General features: G+C 60.4%; 18 protein-coding genes and 3 pseudogenes. 17 read left to right on the top strand and 4 right to left on the bottom strand.

Annotated elements, in window-relative coordinates; all coding sequences use genetic code 11:
• The first annotated feature begins 176 nt into the window (after positions 1 to 176).
• Positions 177 to 1,061, top strand: coding sequence for a 4-hydroxy-tetrahydrodipicolinate synthase (dapA, locus tag P6U16_RS04180; protein WP_277702719.1), 885 nt, complete (start codon positions 177 to 179; stop codon positions 1,059 to 1,061).
• Complete coding sequence (gene smpB / locus P6U16_RS04175; RefSeq protein ID WP_277702718.1) at positions 1,061 to 1,540, top strand: SsrA-binding protein SmpB; 480 nt, start codon at positions 1,061 to 1,063, stop codon at positions 1,538 to 1,540. Before dapA ends, smpB begins: the two co-directional genes overlap by 1 nt.
• 93 nt (positions 1,541 to 1,633) lie before the next feature.
• Here smpB and P6U16_RS04170 read toward each other — a convergent pair whose 3' ends face one another.
• Positions 1,634 to 2,212 carry an NYN domain-containing protein gene (locus P6U16_RS04170; RefSeq protein ID WP_277702717.1) on the bottom strand — a complete coding sequence of 193 codons (579 nt, stop codon included), beginning with the start codon at positions 2,210 to 2,212 and terminating at the stop codon, positions 1,634 to 1,636.
• Positions 2,213 to 2,412: 200 nt separating this feature from the next.
• Between P6U16_RS04170 and P6U16_RS04165 the strand changes: the two genes are divergently transcribed.
• From P6U16_RS04165 to P6U16_RS04100, 14 genes and pseudogenes are all read left to right on the top strand, one after another.
• On the top strand, positions 2,413 to 2,691 hold the full coding sequence (locus tag P6U16_RS04165; protein ID WP_277702716.1) for a hypothetical protein: 279 nt from the start codon (positions 2,413 to 2,415) through the stop codon (positions 2,689 to 2,691).
• A gap of 69 nt (positions 2,692 to 2,760) precedes the next feature.
• On the top strand, positions 2,761 to 3,171 hold the full coding sequence (gene rpoZ / locus P6U16_RS04160; protein ID WP_277702715.1) for a DNA-directed RNA polymerase subunit omega: 411 nt from the start codon (positions 2,761 to 2,763) through the stop codon (positions 3,169 to 3,171).
• Positions 3,172 to 3,289: 118 nt separating this feature from the next.
• A pseudogene (locus tag P6U16_RS04155) lies at positions 3,290 to 5,514 on the top strand (bifunctional (p)ppGpp synthetase/guanosine-3',5'-bis(diphosphate) 3'-pyrophosphohydrolase).
• A 235-nt stretch (positions 5,515 to 5,749) separates the two neighbouring features.
• The gene (locus P6U16_RS04150) at positions 5,750 to 5,902 is read left to right on the top strand and encodes a DUF3563 domain-containing protein (protein ID WP_277702714.1); all 153 of its coding nucleotides are present in this window, start codon (positions 5,750 to 5,752) and stop codon (positions 5,900 to 5,902) included.
• Between the two features lie 199 nt (positions 5,903 to 6,101).
• Positions 6,102 to 6,341, top strand: coding sequence for a DUF2062 domain-containing protein (locus tag P6U16_RS04145; RefSeq protein WP_277703999.1), 240 nt, complete (start codon positions 6,102 to 6,104; stop codon positions 6,339 to 6,341).
• On the top strand, positions 6,338 to 6,679 hold the full coding sequence (locus tag P6U16_RS04140; protein WP_277703998.1) for a DUF2062 domain-containing protein: 342 nt from the start codon (positions 6,338 to 6,340) through the stop codon (positions 6,677 to 6,679). The genes P6U16_RS04145 and P6U16_RS04140 overlap by 4 nt, the downstream gene beginning before the upstream one ends.
• Positions 6,680 to 6,794: 115 nt before the next feature.
• Positions 6,795 to 7,214, top strand: coding sequence for a holo-ACP synthase (gene acpS, locus P6U16_RS04135; protein WP_277702713.1), 420 nt, complete (start codon positions 6,795 to 6,797; stop codon positions 7,212 to 7,214).
• A gap of 175 nt (positions 7,215 to 7,389) precedes the next feature.
• Positions 7,390 to 8,133 (top strand): signal peptidase I, encoded by a 744-nt coding sequence (lepB, locus tag P6U16_RS04130; protein WP_277702712.1) that lies wholly within the window; start codon positions 7,390 to 7,392, stop codon positions 8,131 to 8,133.
• Positions 8,130 to 8,849 (top strand): ribonuclease III, encoded by a 720-nt coding sequence (gene rnc / locus P6U16_RS04125; RefSeq protein WP_277702711.1) that lies wholly within the window; start codon positions 8,130 to 8,132, stop codon positions 8,847 to 8,849. The genes lepB and rnc overlap by 4 nt, the downstream gene beginning before the upstream one ends.
• 8 nt (positions 8,850 to 8,857) lie before the next feature.
• Positions 8,858 to 9,788: pseudogene (gene era / locus P6U16_RS04120) on the top strand (GTPase Era).
• Between the two features lie 126 nt (positions 9,789 to 9,914).
• The gene (locus tag P6U16_RS04115; RefSeq protein ID WP_277702710.1) at positions 9,915 to 10,913 is read left to right on the top strand and encodes a glutathione S-transferase family protein; all 999 of its coding nucleotides are present in this window, start codon (positions 9,915 to 9,917) and stop codon (positions 10,911 to 10,913) included.
• 117 nt (positions 10,914 to 11,030) lie between these two features.
• A complete protein-coding gene (locus P6U16_RS04110; protein ID WP_277702709.1) occupies positions 11,031 to 13,367 on the top strand; it encodes a Tex family protein in 2,337 nt (778 codons plus the stop codon).
• 81 nt (positions 13,368 to 13,448) lie between these two features.
• On the top strand, positions 13,449 to 14,207 hold the full coding sequence (gene recO / locus P6U16_RS04105) for a DNA repair protein RecO (RefSeq protein WP_277702708.1): 759 nt from the start codon (positions 13,449 to 13,451) through the stop codon (positions 14,205 to 14,207).
• A 13-nt stretch (positions 14,208 to 14,220) separates the two neighbouring features.
• A complete protein-coding gene (locus P6U16_RS04100; RefSeq protein WP_277702707.1) occupies positions 14,221 to 14,730 on the top strand; it encodes a PaaI family thioesterase in 510 nt (169 codons plus the stop codon).
• 2 nt (positions 14,731 to 14,732) lie between these two features.
• Here the strand turns inward: P6U16_RS04100 and P6U16_RS04095 are convergent, their stop codons facing one another.
• The 3 genes and pseudogenes from P6U16_RS04095 to P6U16_RS04085 all read right to left on the bottom strand — a co-directional run bounded on the left by P6U16_RS04095 (position 14,733) and on the right by P6U16_RS04085 (position 17,375).
• Complete coding sequence (locus P6U16_RS04095) at positions 14,733 to 15,014, bottom strand: type II toxin-antitoxin system RelE/ParE family toxin (protein ID WP_277702706.1); 282 nt, start codon at positions 15,012 to 15,014, stop codon at positions 14,733 to 14,735.
• Positions 15,004 to 15,252 carry a type II toxin-antitoxin system prevent-host-death family antitoxin gene (locus P6U16_RS04090; protein ID WP_277702705.1) on the bottom strand — a complete coding sequence of 83 codons (249 nt, stop codon included), beginning with the start codon at positions 15,250 to 15,252 and terminating at the stop codon, positions 15,004 to 15,006. The genes P6U16_RS04095 and P6U16_RS04090 overlap by 11 nt, the downstream gene beginning before the upstream one ends.
• 124 nt (positions 15,253 to 15,376) lie before the next feature.
• A pseudogene (locus P6U16_RS04085) lies at positions 15,377 to 17,375 on the bottom strand (PhoX family phosphatase).
• 188 nt (positions 17,376 to 17,563) lie between these two features.
• On the opposite strand from P6U16_RS04085, the gene P6U16_RS04080 reads away from it, so the two are divergent.
• Entirely contained in the window at positions 17,564 to 20,497 is a 2,934-nt protein-coding gene (locus P6U16_RS04080) for a DUF2339 domain-containing protein (protein ID WP_277702704.1), read from the top strand.
• Positions 20,498 to 20,511 lie beyond the last annotated feature (14 nt).

Here is a 20,511-nt window from a genome sequence, read left to right as displayed (position 1 = left end):
GATTGCTCTCCATATAGGCAGGAAACGCGCTTTTGTGAGGAGGGCGTCATCACATGCCACGATAGAGTGCTTGCCGCCAGCACATCACGCGATTATGGTGCGCCAGTTTTCTAACCATACAATGCGGCCAAAGCGTGGGTTGGTTCAAGCTTCCCGCGGGCTATCAGGAGTCGTGCATGTTCAAGGGGTCCATTCCCGCCCTCGTTACCCCGTTCACCGCGACTGGCGCCGTGGACGAGGCTGCTTTCGTTTCGCATGTCGAGTGGCAGATCGCCGAAGGAAGCCACGGCCTCGTGCCGGTCGGCACCACGGGTGAATCGCCGACGCTGTCGCATGTCGAACACAAACGGGTCGTGGAACTCTGCATCGAGACGGCTGCCGGGCGCGTTCCTGTCATAGCAGGTGCCGGCTCCAACAATACGCGCGAGGCAATCGAACTGGCGCAGCATGCTGAAACGGCTGGCGCCGACGCGATCCTCGTGGTCACCCCATACTACAATAAGCCGACGCAGAAGGGCCTGTTCGCGCATTATGCGGCGATCGCCGAAAGCGTGAAGCTGCCGATCGTGATCTATAATATTCCCGGCCGGTCCGTGGTCGATATGAGCGTCGAAACCATGGCCGCGCTGCATAAGGCGTTTCCGTCGATCCTCGGCGTCAAGGATGCAACCGGCAAGATCGAGCGCGTCTCCGAGCAGCGCATCGCCTGCGGTCCGCAGTTCGTCCAGCTGTCCGGTGAAGATGCGACGGCGCTGGGGTTCAACGCCCATGGCGGCGTCGGCTGTATCTCGGTGACGGCCAATGTCGCCCCGCGCCTCTGCGCTGAATTCCAGGAAGCGACGCTTGCCGGCGACTATGCCAAGGCCTTGGATTATCAGGATAAGCTGATGCCGCTGCACAAGGCTATCTTTATGGAGCCGGGGCTTTGCGGTGCGAAATATGCGCTGAACAGGCTGCGGCAGATGAGCCGCACCGTGCGCTCGCCGCTGCTGCCGACCCTTGAGCCGGCAACCGAGGCTGCGATCGATGCGGCTTTGCGCCATGCGGGGCTGATGAACTGATGGCACCCAAAGGCAGCCAGCGCGTGGTCAAGAAGATTGTTGCGGAAAACCGGAAGGCCCGCTTCAACTACGAGATCCTCGACACCTACGAGGCCGGTCTTGTCCTGACTGGCACCGAGGTGAAATCGTTGCGCGAAGGCAAGGCCAATATCGCGGAATCCTATGCGACCGACGAAGGTGGCGAAATCTGGCTGATCAATTCCTATCTGCCGGAATATCTCCAGGCCAACCGCTTCAACCACGAACCGCGCCGCCGCCGCAAGCTTCTGCTTTCAAAGCGGGAGGTGAACCGTCTGCAGGGTGCCGTCAACCGCGAAGGCATGTCGCTCATTCCGCTGAAGATCTATTTCAACGATCAGGGCAGGGCGAAGATGGAGCTGGCACTCGGCAAGGGCAAGAAGCTGCATGACAAGCGCGAATCCGAGAAGGAACGCGACTGGAATCGCCAGAAAAGCCGGATCATGAAGGATCATCATTGAGGTTTCATGAACGACGGTAAAAGCAAAAGGCGTCCGGCAACGTAGCCTGCGCCTTTTTTGTCGGGTTGCGTGTTGAGAGGCTCTCAGCCGTCGTCAAACGTCGCCGTCACCGGTGACCGGTTCTGTTACACGCGGCGCACGCTCGGACGGATCGCGCCCGACTTCGGCCTTCAAGCTGACCAGATCGATAAAGTGATCCGCCTGGCGGCGCAGGTCGTCGGCGATCATCGGTGGCTGCGTCGCCATAGTCGACACGACCGACACTTTGCGGCCCTTGCGTTGCAACGCCTCGACCAGCGTCGTAAAATCGCCGTCCCCGGAGAATATCACTAGGTGATCGACGGTCTCCGACTGCTCCATTGCGTCGATAGCCAGTTCGATATCCATATTGCCCTTGATCTTCCGACGCCCCAGCGAATCGGTAAATTCCTTGGCCGGCTTCGTCACGACTTTGTAGCCATTGTAGTCCAGCCAGTCGATCAGCGGGCGGATGGAAGAGTATTCCTGGTCCTCGATCAGTGCCGTATAATAGTAGGCGCGCAGCAGGTAGCCGCGTTTCTGGAACGCCTTCAGCAGTTTGCGATAATCGATGTCGAAACCAAGGCTCTTGGACGCGGCATAGAGATTGGCCCCGTCAATGAAGAGCGCGATTTTTTCGCGAGGGTCAAACATTGCCGTATCCTTTTTTTATCTCAATGTTCTCTAATTCAATCGGGCCGTGCCTTTTGAGGTTAAGGCACAGGAGCAATTCAATTACATTAATAATCCGTCATATAACCTTTTGCGCAAGCCACTGTCTGCTCTAGTGCAAGAGAATATCTGTTGATAGAGCTATTTCTAGCAGTCTTTGGTCAAAAAGCTTCGGAAACGCGTTGCGTCTCGTTGTTCAGCGTTTTCGCGTGTTTTATTTTGGCACCCTATACCGGATCCCGATCCATCGCCGTATGTTGCATTGCAATGAAACCGTGTCGTCGAGCCTGAGCTTCCCGCTCGCCGCCGTTGCGGGTAAAACAGCGGATTGCGGATATCTTTCGATGCAACGCAGGAAAAACTTGAATTTCCTCCCTTTTGATTGTATCGGGCAGGTTAATTCCGGAAATGGGAGCCGCGCATGCCGTCTGCAGACGGCTGGAGCCGACTTCGATTTTTAATCAGCGCAGCGATGGGGCGTTTTACGACAAACCCATGCTGCTGCGCTCTTGAGCCGTAAAGGACAGGCAATGGCCCGCGTCACCGTTGAAGATTGCATCGACAAGGTCGATAACCGTTTCGAGCTCGTACTGCTTGCGAGCCACCGCGCTCGCCTGATTTCCCAGGGTGCCGCGATCACCATCGACCGCGATAACGACAAGAACCCTGTCGTCGCCCTCCGCGAGATTGCCGACGAAACTCTGTCGCCGGGCGATCTCAAGGAAGACCTCATTCATTCGCTGCAGAAGCATGTCGAAGTCGACGAGCCCGAACATGATCCGGCATCGCTGGCCGCCGGCGGCACCGCTTCGGTATTTGCCGATACCGGCAATGACGATGACGATCAGCCGGAACCCGTCACCTTCGACCGCATGTCGGAAGAAGAACTGCTGGCCGGTATCGAAGGCCTGGTTCCGCCGGAAAAAAGCGACGATTATTAAGCCTGTCTGCCTATCCGGCCCGGTCAGTATCCGATAATGTTTGCAATGAGGTGCGCCACTCCTATGATTGGCGCACCTTTTCATTTCCCCGGATGATCTGCCCAGGAGCCGCTCACGGATGATGCGCCAATACGAACTCGTTGAGCGGGTTCAAAAATACAAACCCGATGTGAACGAGGCCCTCCTGAACAAGGCCTATGTTTACGCCATGCAGAAACATGGCCAGCAGAAGCGGGCAAGCGGCGATCCCTACATATCCCACCCCTCGAGGTGGCTGCGATTCTTACCGAAATGCATCTCGACGAATCCACGATTGCCGTCGCGCTGCTGCACGACACGATCGAAGACACGACGGCGACGCGCGCCGAGATCGACGATCTGTTCGGCGAGGATATTGGCGCGCTGGTCGAAGGGCTGACCAAGATCAAGAAGCTCGATCTTGTTTCCAAGAAGGCCAAGCAGGCTGAGAACCTGCGCAAGCTTCTCCTGGCGATTTCCGACGATGTGCGGGTGCTTCTGGTGAAGCTTGCCGACCGCCTGCACAACATGCGCACGCTGGATCACATGTCCGCGGAAAAGCGCGCCCGCATTTCCGAAGAGACCATGGATATCTATGCGCCGCTCGCCGGACGCATGGGCATGCAGGACATGCGTGAGGAACTGGAAAACCTCTCCTTCCGCCACACGAATCCGGAAGCATTCGAGACGGTTACGCGTCGCCTTGACGAGCTTTCGACCCGTAACGAAGGCCTGATCAAGAAGATCGAGGACGAACTGGTCGAACTGCTGAAGGCCAACGGTCTCGCCGATCCGGTGGTCAAGGGGCGGCAGAAGAAACCCTATTCCGTCTTCAAGAAGATGCAGTCCAAGTCGCTGTCCTTCGAGCAATTGTCGGATGTCTGGGGATTCCGCATCCTCGTCGATGATATTCCGTCCTGCTACAGGGCGCTCGGCATCGTCCATACACGCTGGCGGGTGGTTCCCGGCCGCTTCAAGGACTATATCTCGACACCGAAACAGAACGATTACCAGTCGATCCATACGACGATCGTCGGCCCTTCTCGTCAACGCATCGAACTGCAGATCCGCACGCGCCGGATGCACGACATCGCCGAATACGGCATTGCGGCCCACACGCTCTACAAGGACGGCGAAGAGGTTTCGGGCGAGGTCAAGCTGTCGCCGAAGTCGAACGCCTATTCCTGGTTGCGTCGCACGATCGAATCGCTTGCCGAAGGTGACAATCCGGAGGAATTCCTCGAGCATACGAAGCTTGAGCTTTTCCAGGACCAGGTTTTCTGCTTTACGCCCAAGGGGCAGCTTATTGCCCTGCCACGCGGCGCGACGCCGATCGATTTCGCCTATGCGGTCCACACCAATATCGGCGATACCTGCGTCGGCGCCAAGATCAACGGTCGTATCATGCCGCTCGTCACCCGCCTCAACAATGGCGACGAGGTCGAGATCGTCCGTTCCGGCATTCAGGTGCCGCCGCCGGCCTGGGAAGAAATCGTCGTTACCGGAAAGGCCCGCTCTGCCATCCGTCGCGCCACGCGGGCGGCGATCCGCAAACAGTATTCCGGGCTCGGCTACCGTATTCTCGAGCGCACCTTCGAGCGCGCCGGCAAGCAGTTTTCGCGTGATGCGATGAAGCCGGTCCTGCATCGGCTGGGGCAGAAGGATATCGAGGACGCGATCGCCGCCGTAGGGCGTGGCGAATTGTCGTCGCTGGACGTGTTGCGCGCCGTCTATCCCGATCATCAGGACGAGCGCGTCACGGTCAAGCCAAGCTATGACGAGGGCTGGTTCAACATGACGAGCGCTGCCGGCGTAGTCTTCAAGCTGCCCGGCAAGCCCGGTCCCATCAAGGACCTCCTGGAAGGCGAGGGGCCGGAAGCGCTTCCGATCCGTGGTCTGTCCGGCAATGCAGAGGTCCATTTCAGCCCGTCGGGCGCCGTGCCCGGCGATCGCATCGTCGGCATCATGGAAAAAGACAAGGGCATCACCATCTATCCGATACAATCGCCGACCTTGCAGAAGTTTGACGATGAGCCGGAACGCTGGATCGATATCCGCTGGGATCTGGACGAGGCCAACAACACGCGGTTCATGGCCCGCGTGCTGATCAACGCCCTGAACGAGCCCGGAACGCTGGCTGAAATCGCCCAGGCGATCGCCACCAGCGATATCAATATCCGGTCGCTGACCATGGGGCTGGTCGCCGCCGATTTCAGCGAGTTCCAGCTGGATCTCGAAGTGTGGGACCTGCGCCAGCTCAACCACCTGATCACGCAGATCCGCGAATTGCCGAGCGTTTCCACGGTCAAGCGCGTCTACGCGTGACGAGGCCTATCCGGTGTTTACCTCTGCGGCGCCAAAACGGCGCCGGCCGGTTTCGGCCACAATGGGACCGGTCATTGCGTGTCGCCACGGCATCTGCATCGAAAACGGGCAGCCATGATGGCGGAAATGTGCAGGCCATGCAGTCTGTGCATGGCTGCTCGCCCTTTGTAGCTCTGGTGAAACAGCCGCCTCTAAACTATCTTCTGTCTCGGGAGGTAAACGAAAGAGGTTTACCATGTTTACGCAGTTGAAGAAAATCACCCGTGCTCTCCGCATTCCTTCGGTTGAAGAGCGCGAAATGAGCTATCTGAATGGTTCGTCGGATCGCATCGATCTCGAATACCGTCAGCGCCAGGTTGATCGCGGCCTGTTCCGCAAGGGTTTCTAAGTCGAAAATCCGTCCGGCCGCCTGTTGAAGCAGGCAGCCGGGACCTATGCAGAAAATATATATGATGTCGCGCCTGCACATGATGTGCGGGTCATCGGCTTCGGTCTGCAGTGCGCAGCGTCTGCGTTGAGGCTGAAAAGCCGGATTTTGTGCAGTTTTGCCATTGAATGGCCCCGCTTGGATCGTCTATCAGGACACCATGTTGTTCCGACGCCAAAAACCAGCGACGCTTGCACAAAGGGCCCGCGAATTCCTGTGGCCGCGGAAAGGATTTTCCCGCGGACTGCGGTATCTGACGATGCGCGTGCTGCGCCTGTCGTCCTCGCCGCATTCGATCGCGATCGGCGTTGCAGCGGGTGCGGCTTCCTCAGCGACCCCGTTCATCGGCTTCCACATTCTCCTCGCGCTGGCCGTGGCCTATCTGCTGTCAGGAATCTGATCGCGGCCGGTATTGCGACGGCACTCGCCAATCCGCTGACCATTCCCTTCATTCTTGCCATGACATACGAGATCGGCATCGCGATCACCGGACAGCCGACGGGCGGCATGGGCGGCCACGATATCCTCCACATGCTGAAAAATCTGGAATTTTCGCATCTCTGGGGGCCTGTGCTCAAGCCGGTGCTGATCGGATCCGTGCCGGCAGCCGCTATCGCGGCATTGGTGTTTTATATCGCGTCATTCTATGCCGCGCGGCTTTTCCAGAGCCGGCGCAAGACCAGACTGAGCGCCAGAACGGTGCCTTCGCCGGTCGCGGCGGACGGCAAGCCTTCCTGATTATGACTTCCTGACGGATTTGTAACTTGGCAAGGCGACCGCCCTCTGCTCTTGTTTTTTGCCGCATCGAGTGGGATGCAAACGGTTCGACGAACGATGTGAGACGCGAGGCCCCATGATAATCGGCATTGGTAGCGATCTTATCGACATTAGGCGGATTGGCAGTTCGCTAGAGCGTTTTGGCGAACGCTTCACCCATCGCTGCTTTACCGAGATCGAGATCCGCAAGTCCGAAGGCCGGAAGAATCGCGCGGAATCCTACGCGAAGCGCTTCGCCGCCAAGGAAGCCTGCTCCAAGGCGCTCGGCACCGGCCTTGCGCAGGGCGTCTTCTGGAAGGACATGGGCGTCGTCAATCTGCCCGGTGGCAAGCCGACCATGCAGCTGACCGGCGGCGCCCTCGATCGCCTCGAAGCCATAACGCCGGCCGGTCATCGCGCCGTCATTCACCTGACGATAACAGATGATTTTCCGCTGGCCCAGGCCTTCGTCATTATCGAAGCTCTGCCCGTTGCCCCGGATGGTGGAAGCGTTTAGAGCATGTTTCCATGAAACGGCCCTGTTTCTTTTGAATGCAGGGCCTAACGAGTTGTTCTTTGCCGTTTCCGGCTCTATTGCAGGAAACATTGCCGGCCGGAACAGAAACGAATGAAAAAGTTCCGGTATGCGCCTTTGATGGCGCCGACGGTGTCGACAAAAGGAAGTATGCAGCGTGGCTGAAAAGAGCGAAACGACCCAGAGCGGCCTTTGGGAAAATGTAAAAGTCATCATTCAGGCGCTTTTGCTTGCGGTCGTCATCCGCACCGTCTTTTTCCAGCCTTTCACCATCCCTTCCGGTTCTATGATGCCGACGCTGCTCGTCGGCGATTACATCTTCGTCAACAAGTTTTCCTACGGCTATTCGAAGTATTCGCTGCCATTCTCGCCTGACATATTCGACGGCCGTATCTTTGCCAGCGAGCCGACGCGCGGCGATATCGTTGTGTTCCGTTTCCCGCCGAACCCGGACATCGATTACATCAAGCGTCTCGTCGGTCTGCCGGGAGATAAGATCCAGGTGCGCAACAGCATTCTTTACGTCAACGACAAGGAAGTTCAGCGCGTGGCCGATGGTGTTTTCCGCGCCGACGACCAGTATGACACGGGCGCCGACGTTCCGGTCTATCGCGAGACGCTGGACAACGGCGTCGCTTTCGACACACTGGATCAGTTCCCGGATTCACGCGGCGACAACACCCGCGAATTCATCGTTCCGGCCGGCCATTATTTCATGATGGGCGACAACCGCGACAACTCGGCCGACAGCCGTTTCGACGTCGGTTTCGTGCCGGCGGAAAATCTGGTCGGTCGCGCCTCGATGATCTTCTTCTCGCTCGGTAACGACACCTCCTTCCGTGAAATCTGGAAGTGGCCGGCAAACCTGCGCTACGACCGCCTGTTCAAGGTCGTCGAATGAGCAAGGGACGGTCGCTGAGTGACGAGGACCGCGCGCGGCTCGAAGCTTCGATCGGCTATACCTTTGTCCAGAAGGACCGGCTCGACCGGGCGCTGACCCATTCCAGCGCCCGCAATGCCAAGGGCTCGAATTATGAGCGGCTGGAATTCCTGGGCGATCGGGTTCTGGGGCTCTGCATTGCCGAACTTTTGTTCCGGACCTTCAAGGATGCCGACGAAGGGGAACTCTCGGTACGGCTGAACCAGCTGGTCAGTGCGGAAAGCTGCGCCTTGGTCGCTGACGACATGGCGTTGCACCTGTTCATCCGCACCGGCGCCGACGTGAAGAAACTCACCGGAAAACACATGATGAATGTGCGGGCCGATGTGGTAGAGTCGCTTATCGCTGCCGTCTATCTTGATGGTGGTCTTGAGGCAGCGCGGGGCTTCATTCTGCGCCACTGGTCGGCGCGTGCGACGCGGATTGATGGCGCAAGACGCGACGCCAAGACCGAACTGCAGGAATGGGCGCATTCGAAATACGGCGTCACGCCGAACTATCGTATCGACGATCGTTCGGGGCCGGATCACGATCCGCGCTTCACTGTGACGGTCGAAATCAAGGGCGTTGCGCCCGAAACTGGAATAGACCGCTCCAAGCGCGCCGCCGAGCAGGTGGCCGCGACCAAGATACTGGAGCGCGAAGGTGTGTGGCAGAAAGTCTCTGCCGGAAATTGACGGAACATATGACCGAAAACGAAATAGATGCGGCAGCACCAGAAGGTGCTGCGACCCACTCCGGCTTCGTGGCGATGATCGGTGCGACCAATGCCGGCAAATCGACGCTGGTGAACAAGCTGGTCGGTGCCAAGGTATCGATCGTCAGCCACAAGGTGCAGACGACCCGCGCCATCGTGCGCGGCATCGCGATCCACGGCAATGCCCAGATCGTCTTCATGGATACGCCCGGCATCTTCAAGCCGCGCCGCAGGCTCGACCGCGCCATGGTGACGACCGCCTGGGGCGGTGCCAAGGATGCCGATATCATCATGCTCCTGATCGACAGCGAGCGCGGCCTGAAGGGGATGCCGAAACCATCCTCCAGGGCCTCAAGGAAGTGCATCAGCCGAAGATCCTGGTGCTCAACAAGATCGACCAGGTCTCGCGCGAAGACCTTTGAAGCTCGCCGCCGCCGCCAATGAATATGTAGATTTCGAACGCACCTTCATGATCTCGGCTTTGAACGGCTCCGGTTGCGACGACGTGCTCGACTATCTCTCGACCGAGCTTCCCGAGGGGCCGTGGTTCTATCCGGCCGACCAGATTTCCGATCTGCCGATGCGCCAGCTTGCAGCCGAAATTACCCGCGAAAAGCTCTTCCTGCGCCTGCATCAGGAGCTTCCCTATTCGTCGCATGTCGAAACGGAAAAATGGGAAGAGCGCAAGGACGGCTCGGTGCGCATCGAGCAGGTCATCTATGTCGAACGCGACAGCCAGAAGAAGATCGCACTCGGCAAGAATGGCGACGCCATCAAGGCGATTTCCATGGCCTCGCGCAAGGAACTGTCCGAAATCCTTGAACAGCCGGTGCACCTCTTCCTGTTCATCAAGGTGCGCGAGAACTGGGGCGATGACCCCGAGCGTTTCCGCGAAATGGGGCTTGAATACCCGAAATAAGCGCGCGTCTTTGCCGACAGCGTGTTCATTCATCGAACAGTCTGTCGGCAAGGCTTCGCCTTGTCCTCGCCTGCGCATCATGAGACGTCTCTGCTCGTTATGTTAAGACGCGCAAGGGGAATGGTCATGCCGCAGCTGGTCGATGGGAAATGGGAAAAAGGCGATGTTGCCGCCAGCGAGATGAAGCAGGGCGCCTTTCATCGCGAGCCGACGAGTTTCCGCAACTGGGTCACCGTCGATGGCCGACCGGGGCCGGAAGGGCAGGCGGCTTTTCCCGCAGAGGCCGGCCGCTATCAGCTTTTCGTCGCCTATATCTGTCCCTGGGCTTCGCGCACGCTGATGATGCGCAGCCTCAAGGGCCTGCACAACATGATCCCGCTTTCCGTGTCCACGCCGGAACTGGGCGAGGATGGCTGGATCTATGCCGAGGCGCAGGATGCCGGTTCGAAGGTTTCCCCGATAAAATATCAGCACCAGCTCTATACAGCGTCCGACCCACACTATACCGGCAAGGTTTCCGTGCCGGTGCTCTGGGACCGGAAAGAGGGCAGGATCGTCAACAACGAGTCCTCGGACATCATCCGCATCTTCAACACCGCCTTCAACCACCTGACTGGCAACCGTCTGGATTTCTACCCGGAAAGCCTTCGCGCCGAAATCGACCGCTGGAACGCGCCGATCTACGACAAGGTCAACAACGGTGTCTACCGGGCCGGTTTTGCCAAAACGCAGGGCGCCTATGATGAAGCTGTCGCGGACCTGTTTTCGACACTCGATACGCTGGAAGCCCATCTTCAGGACATTCGTTATATTGCCGGGAGCCATTTCACCGAGGCCGATGTTCGCCTGTTCGTGACGCTGATCCGCTTCGATGCCGCCTATCACGGGGCCTTCAAGTGCAATCTTCGCCGGATCGAGGATTATCCGGCGCTTTCAAGCTATATGCGCGAGATCTACCAGTGGCCCGGCATTCGCGACACGGTGCGGATCGACCATATCAAGCGCGGCTACTACTCGATCGCCCATATCAACCCGACCGGCATCGTGCCATCAGGTCCATTGCTGGATTTCGACCAGCCGCATGGCCGCGCACGCCTTCCCGGCAAAGGCGTCATGATCGCGTAAGGCCGCATGGCGGCATCTCCTGTGGATGCCGCGCCGGTCTGATCGCGCCTTTACTTGGCCTTCATGCCGTGTGCACCTATGGTCTGCGCCAGACCAGAATCAGCATACGGAAATACAATGTCCCAGCCGTCCAAGCACCTCCCGTCGAAATCCATCGCGCTTCTCATCGCGCGGGAAATCAACGCCACACCGGCCCAGGCGACGTCGGCGATCGAGCTTCTGGACGAGGGCGCGACCGTGCCCTTCATCGCGCGCTACCGCAAGGAAGTGACCGGCGGGCTTGATGATACGCAGTTGCGCACGCTGGCCGAGCGCCTCGTATATCTGCGCGAACTGGAAGCCCGGCGTCTTGCGATCCTCGATTCGATCCGAAGCCAGGACAAGCTGACGGCAGACCTCGAAACCAAGATCGCCGCCGTCACCACCAAGGCGGAGCTTGAGGACATCTATCTGCCCTACAAGCCGAAGCGCCGCACCAAGGCTGAAATAGCTCGCGAGCGCGGGCTCGGACCCTTGGCCGAGGCCATTCTTGCCGACCGTTCGGTCGCGCCCGCCGACCGCGCCGCAGTCTATGTCGTGGGTGAGGTCACGGACGTGAAGATGGCGCTCGAAGGCGCCCGCGACATCATCGCCGAAGGCATCACGGAAAATGCCGATCTGCTTGGCCGGTTGCGCAGCCACATGCGCAGCGTCGCCATGCTGCGCTCGCGCGTGGTCGATGGCAAGCAGGAAGCCGGCGCCAAGTTTTCCGACTATTTCGATCATACCGAACGCTGGTCGACGGTGCCGGGGCACAGGGCGCTTGCCATGCTGCGCGGCTGGAACGAAGAGTTTCTGTCCGTCGATATCACCGTCGACCTGGACGATACCTCGCCGATCAAGCCCGTCGAGCGCAGCATCGCCGCCGCCTATCAGGTCGGCGGGACGCTGCAGGGCGACAAGTGGCTGATGGAAATGATCGGCTGGACATGGCGGGTCAAGCTCTCGCTTTCACTATCGCTCGACCTGATGCGCGAACTGCGCGAACGGGCCGAGGAGGAAGCGATCCACGTCTTCGCGCGCAACCTCAAGGACCTGTTGCTTGCAGCCCCCGCCGGCTCGCGGGCGACGATGGGTCTCGATCCGGGCATCCGCACGGGCGTCAAGGTCGCAATCGTCGACGGCACCGGCAAGCTGCTCGAAACCACCACGGTCTATCCTTTCCCGCCGAAGAACGACATACGCGGCACGCAGGCCGAGCTTGCAAGCCTGGTGCGCAAGCACAAGATCGAGCTGATCGCGATCGGTAACGGCACCGGCAGCCGCGAGACCGAGCGCCTCGTCGCCGACATGCTCACACAACTGCCGGCCGGCCCGAAGCCGACCAAGGTCATTGTGTCGGAAGCCGGCGCCTCGGTCTATTCCGCTTCGCAGGCCGCGGCCGACGAATTCCCCGGTCTCGATGTTTCGCTGCGCGGCGCCGTCTCCATCGCCCGCCGCCTGCAGGATCCGCTGGCCGAACTGGTGAAGATCGAACCGAAATCGATCGGCGTCGGCCAGTACCAGCACGATGTCGATCAGGCCCGGCTCGGCCGATCGCTTGAAGCCGTCGTCGAGGATGCGGTGAACGCCGTCGGCGTCGATCTCAACACGGCATCCGCGCCGCTGCTTGCCCGCGTGTCCGGTCTTGGTAAGTCATCGGCGGAAGCGATCGTCGCGCATCGTGATGCGACGGGCCGTTTCGAGAGCCGCAAGGACCTGATGAAGGTGCCGCGGCTTGGCGCCCGGACCTTCGAACAATGCGCGGGCTTCCTCCGCATTACCGGCGGCAAGGAGCCGCTCGATGCGTCCTCCGTGCATCCGGAAGCTTACGGTGTTGCCAAGAAGATCGTTGCTGCATGCGGTCGCGACCTGCGCGCTATCATGGGCGACAGCGCGGCTTTGAAGCAGCTCGATCCGCGCTCCTTTGTCGATGAGCGCTTCGGCCTGCCGACCGTCAAGGACATCCTCGCCGAACTCGAAAAGCCCGGCCGCGATCCGCGCCCGAGCTTCAAGACAGCGACCTTCGCCGACGGTGTCGACGACATCAAGGACCTGAAGCCCGGGATGCTGCTGGAAGGCACGGTCACCAATGTCGCGGCCTTCGGCGCCTTCGTCGATATCGGCGTGCATCAGGATGGCCTCGTCCACGTCTCGCAACTGGCCGATCGTTTCGTCAAGGACCCGCATGAGGTAGTCAAGGCCGGCGATGTCGTCAAGGTCCGGGTGACCGAGGTGGACGTGCCGCGAAAACGTATCGCGCTTACCATGCGCAAGGACGGTGGCGGTGAGCAGCCTTCCCGGGAGTCAAGGAACGAACCCCGCGGAAGCAACCAGCCGCGTCCGGGGCAGGGGCGAGCACCGCAACCCAAGCCCGAAGCCCCTTCGCAGGGCGCTTTCGGCGCAGCGCTGGCTGAAGCGATGAAACGCAAGTAAGCGGGCGCGCCTTTCCAAAGCAATGCTTTGCCCCTGGACAGGAACATTGCTCCCCTTGGCGACCCGGAGTAGAACCTGAACATGCAGTGGAGCGATCAGGCCATCATTCTCGGCGTCCGGCGCCATGGCGAGACATCTGTCGTCGCCGAGGTGATGACGCGCACGCGCGGCCGCCACTTGGGCCTTGTGCGGTCTGGACGCTCGCGTTCGATGCAGCCGGTGCTGCAGCCGGGCAACGAGGTCGAGGTCACCTGGCGCGCGCGGCTCGACGAACATCTCGGGGAATTCAAGATGGAGCCGGTGCGCCTGCGCGCCGCACGGCTGATGGAGGCGGCGACCTCCGTCTATGGCGTCCAGGCCATGGGTGCGCTGCTGCGGCTTCTGCCGGAGCGCGACCCGCATCCGCATCTCTATGAAGCCCTCGACGTCATTCTTGAAAACCTGCACGATCCCCGCGATGCCGGCGAACTGTTCGTGCGCTTCGAGATTGCCGTGCTCAACGATCTGGGGTTTGGTCTCGATCTGGCCGAATGCGCGGCGACCGGCACGCGGGACGACCTGATCTATGTCTCGCCGAAATCCGGACGGGCGGTCAGCCGCGATGCCGGTGCGCCCTATGCCGACAAGATGTTGGCGCTGCCGGCCTTTCTGGCTGCCGGCGGCAGTCACGCGGCCGATCATGACAGCCTGGTTGCGGCCTTCCGCATGACAGCCTTCTTTCTGCACCGGCACGTCTACGAACCGCGAGGCCTCGGTGTTTCATCCGCCCGCGATGGCTTCGTGCAGGCGGCGCTCAAAGCCCTCAAATCATCTGCTTCCACTGCAGCGCCGTCCGCCTGATGAAGGATCATCCATGAGCATAGAACTGTATCCGGGCATGGTCGTCTCCGGCATCGGCACCGTGCCGCTCGACGTCGTGGCGCGCGACGGCGGGCTGAAGACCATGCAGGACCTTTTGAGCGGCGTGCATCCGGCGCCGCCCATGTCTGAGACGCTGAAGTTCAGTCTGTCCGAGGTCGAAGAGGGCAGGGTGGTGTTCAAGGGCCTGCCGTCCGTCGCGCATCTCAACCCGCTCGGAACCATCCATGGCGGCTGGACGGCAACGATCATGGATTCGGCGCTCGCCTGCGCCGTGATGACGATGCTGAAGCCTGGCGAAGGCTATACGACCATCGAATTCAAGGTCAATCTCGTGCGCCCTTTGCTTGCCGACATGGGCGAAGTGTCCTGCGAGGGTAAGATCATCCATCGCGGCCGCACCATCGCTACGTCCGAAGCCTGGCTGCGCGACAAAAACGGCAAGCTGCTGGCCCACGGCACCGAAACCTGCGCGATCTTTCCAATCGAAAATTTGATGCGGTAGGTCTACCTTTTTGCCGCCTTGCCATAGATATCGCTGTGATCCCGTCGGCCAACGGCGATGACGACAACGACGATGTCCTGATCGCGGACTTCATAGACGAGGCGATAACCGGCGCTGCGTAGCTTGATCTTGTAGCGGTCCTTGGAACCATGCAACTGCGCCGAAGGAGCCCGCGGTGTTTCCAATCGCTCCGTGAGCCTCTTCTTGAACAGCGCTCGCGTATTGCTATCCAGTTTCTCCCATTCCTTCAGCGCCGCTGCGAGGAAGGCAAGTTTATAGCGCATCGATCTCAACCGGAATGACCGGTTCACCGATTCGGGAATCGGCAATCCTGTTGAGTTCCAGATCTTCGAGACGGTTCATCAATGCCTCGAAGGCGGGAGCGGGAACGCAGTAAAAGGCCGGCTCGTTGTGGTTGAGAATAGCCACTGGAAAACCATCGCCGGCCGCGACCGTGCCCATCGGATTTCGTTTCAGTTCGGAGATGCTGGCGCTGGTCTCCGCAAGGATCGTACTGGCCATATCGTTCTTCCTTGCCGTGTTCAGAACAAGAAAAATATAGCGCTAATTTTGGCTCTTTGAAAGATGCTAAATAAAAGAGGCGTTGCAGCATGCTGCAACGCCTCACTTTGAAGGAGAAAAGCGATCAGCCGATGCGGCCGCCGCCCTGTTTGGTGACGACGACGACGGCCGGGCGAACCGGCATGTCGGCCTTGAAGTCCGGCCAGCGGGTAGCCGGGTTGTCAAACGTGGCAAGACCTGCGTCACCCGGGTGCTGGACAGCGAGGAAGAAGGTGTCGCCCGTCGGGTTGAAGCTCGGCCCGCACATTTCGGCGCCGACCGGGACCCGGAAGAACAGCTTCGACGTGCCGCGCGCATCGCCTTCCGTATCGACGGCCCAGATGCCATCGGTGCGGCCGGTATCCTTTTCATTGTTGCCGTCGGTCGAGACCCACAGGCGTCCTTCCGCATCAATGGCGCAGTTGTCCGGCATGCCGAACCAGCCATTCTTCGTCGTGGCGGTGGAGAAGGAGGCGCCGACATCCGCAAGAGACGGATCGCCGCACTTCAGGAGGATGTCCCATGTCGACTTCGTCGAGGTGAAATCGCCGTCCGTCTCGCTGATCTCGACGATATGGCCAAAGGCGTTTTCAGCGCGCGGATTGGCGCTGTCGATCTGGTCGGCCTTGCGCTTGGTGTTATTGGTGAGCATGACATAGACCCTGCCGGTCTTGACGTTCGGCTGCACGTCTTCCGGGCGGTCCATCTTGGTCGCGCCCAGTGCATCGGCGGCAAGCCGGGTGTTGATCAGAAGATCTGCCTGGCTGGCAAAGCCGTTTTCAACCGTGAGCGGGCCCTGTCCGTGGACGAGCGGCAACCATTCGATTGTACCGTCAGCATCGAATTTCGCCACGTAGAGCGTGCCTTCATCGAGCAGGTCCATATTGGCAGCGCGATCATCGGGGTTGAATTTCCCGGCGGTGACGAACTTGTAGACATAGTCGAAGCGTTCATCGTCGCCGCAATAGAAGACCACATGGCCATCCTTGTTGACCACCGATTCGGCACCTTCGTGCTTGAAGCGGCCCAGCGCCGTGCGCTTCTTCGGGATCGAGTTCGGGTCCATGACGTCGACCTCGACGACCCAACCGAACCGATTGGCTTCATTCGGCTCCTTGGAAACGTCGAAGCGATCGTGGAATTTCGACCATTCATACTGGCCGCCGGGAATGCCGAGACGCTTCATCTGCGCGAATTCCGGATGATCTTCCGCCATTTCGCCGCCGAAATAGCCGTTGATGTTTTCTTCGGCCAAAGGTACGTGCCCCAGGCGGTCACGCCGCCGGCGCAATTGTTGATGGTGCCGAAAACCTTGGTGCCGGTCGGATCGGACGGGGTTTTCATGCGCTCATGGCCGGCGGCCGGGCCGGAAATCTGCATTTCGGTGTTGGTGTTGATGCGACGGTTGTACTTGCCGTCAAGCACCGGCTGCCATTTTCCATCAACCTTGCGGATTTCGATGACCGTGCCGCCATGGGCCGCCATCTCGATGTCCACGAGGTCCTTGGTGTAGTCACCAAGCTTGACCTTTTCTTCTTCCTTGCCGTCCTTGGTTTCCTTCACGACGCTGGCGAAGTTCGGGAACATGATTTCGGCATTGGTATATTCGTGGTTGACGACGAGCAGGCCGTGATCTGGATTTCCTCCAGCGGAATGAAGCCGACATAGTCGTTATTGTAGCCGAACTGCTTTGCCTGGCTCGCAGGCGTCTGGTTCATCGGATCGAAATCGGGGCTGTCGGCGAAAACCTTGTCGCCCCAGCGCAGCAGGATATCTGCGTCATAACCTTCGGCGACATGGTGCGTTTCGTCGATGCCGACCTCGATTTCCTTGAAATCGAAAGCGGACATGGTCTCGGCGCGTGCCTCGTCGGCCGTCAGCAGGGCCAGCGGGCTGACCGTCGTTGCGATCGCGGCCACAGCCAGCGATCCGCCGAGAAAGGCGCGGCGCGAAAAGCGGCGGTTGATGATGTCGCCCATGGTCGGGTTGGTGGAACAGTTCTGGCCGATATCTTCCAGTTCCTCGCGGCGCTCGGTCAGCGTCTTGAATTCAGCCTCATCGGCGTGCTCGAAATGTGTATCCATGGTCGGTCTCCTTTGATCCGAAAGCGCGCACCCACCGGCACGATGTCGCCTAAATACAGGAACGACCATGACAGGTTTGCGACGGTCCGATGAATAGATTGCTTCTTTGAGGCGTCCCTGCGTTTGGTGTCCGGCAGAAAAGCTGTATGGTCGGCCGGGGTTTGCAAATGGCATAGCTTGGGGAAAACATGATTGAAGTGATTGCTTTCGTTGCCTTTGCGCTGGCGCTGGTCGCGTTCCTCAATGGCCGCAAGACGGCCGAGCGTATCGATCTGGAAATCGAGACGCTGAAGGAAGAGTTGAAGCGCCTCGAAGCGCGCGGGGACACCCCGAAGGCTGCTTTGGATGGTGCGCCAGTCATTCCATCGACAGAGGCATCCGCAGGCGGATCCGCGGCCCCGGCGTCCGAGGAGACCTCGGATCTCGGCCGGGCAGATGCCTGTGCGTGCACGCGATTCCGCTGCGCGGCGCGGCGCGGCAATTTTGGTGGCGACACGCCGCCGCTCAGCCAGGAGGCGGTCGAAAAGGCGTCGCGCGGTGAGCCGGTTCCGGCGCGTGCGGCCGCCACGGGATCGATCGATTCGGTTGCCGTTCATCCCAAGGAAAGTCTCGAAAGCCGGCTTGGCGCCCGATGGGCCGTCTGGGTAGGCGGTATTGCGCTGGCGCTTGGCGGCATCTTCATGGTCAAGTATTCCATCGACGCTGGCCTGCTCAGCCCCGCCGTCCGCCTGGTCATGGCGGCTCTGTTCGGCCTGGTGCTGATGGCGGGCGGCGAATTCGTGCGCCGCCGTGCGGTGCCGCTGATTGCCGATCAGTTCCAGAACGCGATGATACCGGGCATCCTGACTGCTGCCGGCGCGCTGACCTTGTTTGGCGTCTGCTACGCGGCCCACGGCATTTACGGTTTCATCGGGCCTGCCGCCGCTTTTGTGCTGCTTGGAGTGGTGGCGCTGGCGACGGTTGCGCTTTCGCTTCTGCACGGGCAGGCGCTGGCCGGTCTTGGCTTGCTCGGCTCGCTGGCGACGCCCGCGCTGGTTTCGTCGGAAAGCCCCAGCCCCTGGGCGCTTTTCGGCTTCCTGATCATCGCCTGGCTGGCAACGCTGCTGGCAGCGCGCATCCGCCGCTGGACGGTGGTGCCGTCGATCGCCAATATCGGCCTCGGTCTCTGGGCCGTCCTCTACATCGCCTCTGCGTCTCCCTTCGAAACACTGCCGGTGACGCTGACGATGCTCGTCATGATCGCCGGTATCGGCCTTGTCTGGCCCGGCGGCATTCAGGAACTGGCCGTTGCGGACGACAAAACGGATGTCGTCGATGCCACCCAGACACTACAGCCCGGCCCCTGGGAGAGGCTGTTCGTGCCACCCTGTGCCGCGATCACTGTTACCGCAGCCGCCTCCGCGGTCGTCACGGCATTGTCGATGATCAGCCCCGCATTCCTGCCATCGGGCTATCCCGTCACGCAGTTCGCCGTGATCGTCGCGGCGCTTGCCATATTCGGCGCGTGGCGCAGTATCGCCGTCTATCCGGCCGTGCTTTCCGCGACCGCTGGTATCACCGGTCTTTGGAGCATGACGGCGCTGAGCGGCCTTCTGACATTCCTGGATCCGAGCATCCCCGGTGCGGTGCCGATCGTCGCGGTCTCCGGCCGTACGGCGATGCTGACGGGCATGGCCCTGTCCGGCTTCTTCATCCTGCTGGCCGCGCTGGCGCTCTACCGGCATTTGAAGTCGCAGCCGCAGTTTTCGACCGTCTGGACGGTGATTGCCTCAGTGGTTCCGCTGGCGCTCACATCCATGTCTTTTCTGATGACCGGAAACCTCTCCTTCGACGCCCCCCATGGCCTGTTTGCGCTCGGAACGGGTGTTGCCTTGCTTGTCCTTGCCGAATGGATTTGGCGTGTGGGCAAAACCTCCGGAGAATCGATGGAAGAAACCGGCCACCTCCCGCAGAGCATTCTGATCGCGGGATCGTTGGCCCTGTTCGTCTTGGCGCTGCATGCCCTGACGGATGGGCTTGCCACGACGCTAGGCATTATTTTTGTTGGCGCAGCCTATGTTGCGGCCACACGACTTCGGGCCTGGCCTGCGCTGCCGTGGATGATGGTGGGTGCCGCCATCGCCGTCCTTGCCCGCATCGGCTGGGAACCGACCATCGTCGGCGCGGAAAACCTTTCGACCACGCCGGTTTTCAATGCGCTTCTCGCCGGCTACGGCATTCCCGCGATGCTTCTGGTCGCTTGCGCCTTCGAACTGCGCAACTGGCCGGGCGTGCGCGTGCGCAACCTGCTGCAGGCACTGGCCAGCCTGTTCGTGCTTTTGACGATCGCCATCCTCGTGCGCCATGCGATGAACGGCGGCGTGCTCGACAGCAGCGTGCCGACGCTCGGCGAACAGTCGATCTACACGCTGCTTGCCATCGGCGCCTCGGGCATCCTGATGACGCTGGACACTAAGTCGCCAAGCCCGGTCTTCCGCTATGGCGGCATGGGCATCGGCCTGTTGTCGATGCTGTCCATCCTGTTCGCCCACCTGATCGGCCTTAACCCCTATTTCAGCGGCGAATTGCTCGGGTCCGTGCCGGTCTTCGACCTGCTTCTGATCGGCTACCTCGTACCGGGATTGGGCTATGCGGGGCTTGCCTGGTATGCGCGCGGAAAGCGCCCCATGCCCTATGTGACGGCGCTCGCCGTTGCCGGCGCGGTGCTGGCCTTTGCCTGGGCGACGCTGTCCGTGCGCCGGTTCTGGCAGGGCCAGAACATTGCCGACTGGAAGGGCTTCCTCGAAGGCGAGACCTATACCTATTCCGTGGTCTGGCTGCTGCTGGGCGTGCTGCTGCTGGTACTGGGCTCGCGCTTCAACGCCAAGAGCATTCGAATCGCCTCCGCCGTTCTGGTGTTCATCGCCGTTTTGAAGGTTTTCCTGATCGACATGGCCAATCTGGAAGGCTTCCTGCGGGCGCTGTCCTTCATCGGTCTCGGCGGCGTGCTGATCGGCATCGGGCTGTTCTACCAGAAGATTCTGTCAGGCAGGGGCGTTGCATCCGAAACATCGCCGCCCGTCGATCCGACCGCGGATTTGTCGGCTCTGGACTCGAATGCCAAACCGGGCGAAACAGCCTGAGCGCGGTTTCGCCT

Source organism: Rhizobium sp. 32-5/1 (genome assembly GCF_029537235.1).
Taxonomy (GTDB): domain Bacteria; phylum Pseudomonadota; class Alphaproteobacteria; order Rhizobiales; family Rhizobiaceae; genus Pararhizobium.
The sequence above is the reverse complement of the archived record's forward strand: the minus strand, read 5'-3'. Positions and strand labels throughout refer to the sequence as shown.